4 protein-coding genes are annotated in these 3873 nt (G+C 39.7%); 3 read left to right on the forward strand and 1 reads right to left on the reverse strand.

Annotated features, from left to right (window positions below; all coding sequences use genetic code 11):
* The first annotated feature begins 192 nt into the window (after positions 1–192).
* From L650_RS0107650 to L650_RS0107665, 3 genes are all read left to right on the forward strand, one after another.
* Positions 193–372: a DUF6435 family protein gene (locus tag L650_RS0107650; RefSeq protein WP_029772742.1), complete on the forward strand. Its 180-nt coding sequence runs from the start codon at positions 193–195 to the stop codon at positions 370–372.
* A gap of 607 nt (positions 373–979) precedes the next feature.
* The gene (locus L650_RS0107660) at positions 980–1669 is read left to right on the forward strand and encodes a rod shape-determining protein MreC (protein ID WP_029772743.1); all 690 of its coding nucleotides are present in this window, start codon (positions 980–982) and stop codon (positions 1667–1669) included.
* A 122-nt stretch (positions 1670–1791) separates the two neighbouring features.
* The gene (locus tag L650_RS0107665) at positions 1792–2205 is read left to right on the forward strand and encodes a hypothetical protein (RefSeq protein WP_029772744.1); all 414 of its coding nucleotides are present in this window, start codon (positions 1792–1794) and stop codon (positions 2203–2205) included.
* A gap of 404 nt (positions 2206–2609) precedes the next feature.
* Here the strand turns inward: L650_RS0107665 and L650_RS0107670 are convergent, their stop codons facing one another.
* The gene (locus tag L650_RS0107670) at positions 2610–3764 is read right to left on the reverse strand and encodes an IS110 family transposase (protein ID WP_029772239.1); all 1155 of its coding nucleotides are present in this window, start codon (positions 3762–3764) and stop codon (positions 2610–2612) included.
* Positions 3765–3873: the final 109 nt, after the last annotated feature.

Consider the following 3873-nt stretch of genomic DNA (forward strand, 5'->3'; position numbering starts at 1 on the left):
GGGCGATAAACTCTTTGTTGCCTACATGGATGTAGGTAAGGGGCGTGAGCAGGACGCGGAAGCTTTGCTCGGTTTTTACTTAGCCCACTAGGTTACAAACCTCGCGCCGCGATTTAATCGCCCCTAGATTGAACAAATTTCAATCCGCAAAGATCAACACGCCCTAATACTTTTATAAAACTAAGGAGCCACATGTTTTCACTATTTAAATCAGACCCGACAAAAAAACTACGTAAAGAGTACGATGCAAAGCTTGAGCAAGGCATGCAAGCACAGCGTAAAGGCGACATTAAAAGCTACGCCATGTTAAGCGCAGAAGCCGAAAAAATCTGGAGTGAAATAGAAGCGCTTGAGGCTAAAAAAGCCAGATAATACCAATCGTGTTAAGTAATTAGACATTTATAGCGACGGATAAATAGAGTGATAACAAGGCATAAATTTCGACATGTAGTTGTTCTACATGAGAAATTTATAACGCAGTTAACGCTTTATTTAGCACGCGAGAAAGGCTAAATATTTAAGTCGATTGGTATAAATATCGTGTCTGTACTGTTTTAAAAGTAGAAAGACGCGTTTTGTAAATAATTCATCACCTCGTTTTATAGCCTCCACCAGCCAAAAACCACCTTTTATAATAGGCTTGCATAAACAAATGTACTTAAAGCGGTTACTTATATTTTCGATGCAGTTTTTATTGGCGGTTAAATGATTTAAAAAAGGGGTTTGGTTTTCATTTTAAATCTTTAGCGCTGTATTTGCTTACTGCGCTGGCGTTTTTCCTCCTAAGTCTGAAAATGAGGACAATTTCCTCTTTTCCACCTGCCATAAAAAGAACACCCCGCCTTAAAGTTTAATACTCGCAATGTGTTACAAGATTTGTTATTAATATTAAAAATAATTAAGAGGACATACATTGCTCATAAAAAGAGGAAAGTGTCCTCTGATAAAGCTGTTAGCCGTCATGGAGTTTATATCGAGCATGGAAGTGTTATTTAATATTTTTTGCTTTGCCCTTGGTGCTCTTTCGATTTACCTGACCGCGTATTTAAAGGTCAAGGCTAAAAACCGAGCACTAATTGAAGATAATCGCCAGCTTGAAGAAGACAAACAGAAGATTGTTGCTAAGTATCGCGCCGAAACAGAAAAAATTAAAAAACAGCACTCTTTAGATATTGAAAAGAGAAAATATCAATATGAGGATAAAAGGCTTCAATTCTCAAAATACTTTTCTCTACTTGATGAGTTCCACGGAAAGTGTAATTCAATCTTTGTAGAGAAGTTTCAGCCAATTATGGCTGAATTTTTAACTGCTTGTTTACAAGATGATGAGGCAGCCAAAAATAAAGGAATTGTTAAATATAATCAAGACGTTCAATCGCTTGTATTTGAGTTAAACGATGAACATCTTAAAGTTAAAACTGAACAAAATAGTATTCGGTTGATAGCTTCGAAGAAAGTTGACGCGTTACTGGATAAGCTAGAAATTGCGGTAAAGAATGCAACCGACGCTTCTACCGAAATGCTTAGATTTATGTCAACGCAAGAGTTCTGGGCAGATCAAACTTTGATCACTCCATATCAGGAAAAAGCGACCATATTCGGGCAGGACGTACAAAACTGTCATAATGCTTTAAAGGAGCAAATGAAGCTAGAGCTGAATGAGATATGACGGCTAACAAACAACTGTTGTCACTCACTGCGTTCGCTGGGACACAAATACATGGGCACCCTCGCTTCGCTCGTAATTTTAGCCCATATATTTGTGCCCCTAAGTTGAGGCGTTAGGTTTACATGAAGTATTTATTTTTAATCTCACTAATCGTGTCTTTTTCTTCACTGAGCAACGAAGTAGTCAATAATCAGATTGAAAATACCATTAAATCTTACTTGGAAGTTAGAGAAGGTTACGTGGTAAAGAATAAAATTAAAGGAGTTATTGATGGTTATAGCAAAGAGATAACTATTATTCAGTGGTCTATGCTTGGAGCAACCTATTGGCAAGATTATTTATCAGTTTTTAGTGCTGATAATAGTGAAGTTTCAACTATGAAGCTTTTTGGTATTGTTCAAAATGTTAAAGTTAAAGCAGGAATTATTCGGGTTAACACTAAGCAAAAAATGCCTGATGATCCTCGCTGCTGTCCTAGTGGTGAAGAGGAACAATTTTACCATCTTAAAAATGGGGATTTAACTCGTCTAAAGTAAACCCAACAAGGCACTAAAGCAGGACGAAAAAAGCATGCTTTGCGTTCGTGCCTCACTAATTTAACCATGCATTTTGCGCCTCTTAGTGGGGCGTTGGTATGACTCCCACTGTCAAGTTAAACGCACTGATCCCTGCCTAACTTTTTAAGCCATAATTACTTTAGCTCGAATTAGAGCGAGTTAATACATAGGATGAAGCAAGTAATGTCGTCGGTTATCTTGCTGATATTCGTTGGTTATTACTATTTCTAGTAACAGAGCAGACCTTACTTATTTCGTCGTGGCACCTGTCTTCAGTCTATGTTCGTGGTTCAATGCAGCGTTAGCTGCACTGCCATCCTAACGCCGTCGGTGGTTGTGCCACACCCGATGCTTGATCCCATGCATTAACTCTAATACGTTTATCATGCGGGTACTCTTGCCAATCTAAGTTTTGTATTCACTGGCGTAAGCACCACTTCTTTTGCAATAGCCCATATGTACGCAATCATTTCTCGGGCAATGGCGGTAACAACCAGATTGTAGTGTTTCCCTTTGGCTATCATTTTTTTATAGCGTTTGCAGAGCCTAATCTGTGCTTTCCACGCAATATCAATAATGTCCTTTGGTAAGCCTTCTTGTCGTTTTTGCATATCTGTTGATATATTTGCCGCATACCGATAAGTGTGTGCACCTTCCACAAGAAGGCGTCTTGCTCGGCCATTTCCGCATTTTGTGATGGCGCCAATATGGCGTTTGCCACCACTCGAGTGTTCACTGGGTACAAGACCGAGATAACTCATTAATTTACGGGGATGGTCGAAACGCGATAAATCGCCAAGCTCAGCAACAACGCCAGTGGCGACCAACAAACGGACACCACGCATAGCTTGTATTGCTTTGACAACAGGATAATAACGCCACTGGTGAACGTGGTGTGTTAGTTCATTGTCTAGCCGTTCAAGTCGGCTTATTCGTTCGGTAATTGTGTGTAAAAATTCTTGTAAGACGATGTGCTGAGCGGGGTGTGGCAGCACAATCTCAGTGAGCCAACGTAAATGTTTTTGTGACCAATTCGCAGTGCCTTTATAATTGATATTATTGCGAAGCAACAGCGCCTTTAATTGATATTTGGCATCTTTTAAGTCCTTCATTGCCACTTCGCGTGCACGAGATAAATCGCGTACAGCTTCATCTTCAGGCTCGGGAACATAGATAGGTGTTAAATCTTCAGACTTAAGTAATTTAGCAAGCTTAAGAGCATCACGTTTATCGGTTTTAATCTTCTCACCAGGTTTTTTAGGAATAAGAGAGGGCGCCACCACGTAACAGCAATGGCCGAGGCTGGTAATTAACCTGTAAATCCAATAACCACATGGGCCTGCTTCATAAACAAAATGAAGTGTTGCGCCAGAGTATTTCGATTCGAACTGACGAACAAGCTTTTGAACGGCCACTTTGGAAGACGAAACTCGGCCAAGATGAACAGGTTGCGCACCTCTATGTTCTTCAATATAGGCGACTTCATTGAATTCTTTATGTGTATCAAGACCGATAAAAAGTATGCTATGTTTATTCATGTTAGCCTCTGCTGTTTAGTTAATTGACAAACTAATTATGGCTCTGGCTTTGAATTAAGCTAACCCACGAAAAGCGGAGGCTAACACCGTGTGGGAGTCATTATGTCTA

It is taken from the genome of Pseudoalteromonas sp. TB51 (assembly GCF_000498055.1).
Classification (GTDB): domain Bacteria; phylum Pseudomonadota; class Gammaproteobacteria; order Enterobacterales; family Alteromonadaceae; genus Pseudoalteromonas; species Pseudoalteromonas atlantica.

Coding starts and splice junctions, on each gene's coding strand:
- L650_RS0107650 (WP_029772742.1), top strand. CDS start 193: ATGTTTTCACTATTTAAATCAGACCCGACAAAAAAACTACGTAAAGAG.
- L650_RS0107670 (WP_029772239.1), bottom strand. CDS start 3,764: ATGAATAAACATAGCATACTTTTTATCGGTCTTGATACACATAAAGAA.
- L650_RS0107660 (WP_029772743.1), top strand. CDS start 980: ATGGAAGTGTTATTTAATATTTTTTGCTTTGCCCTTGGTGCTCTTTCG.
- L650_RS0107665 (WP_029772744.1), top strand. CDS start 1,792: ATGAAGTATTTATTTTTAATCTCACTAATCGTGTCTTTTTCTTCACTG.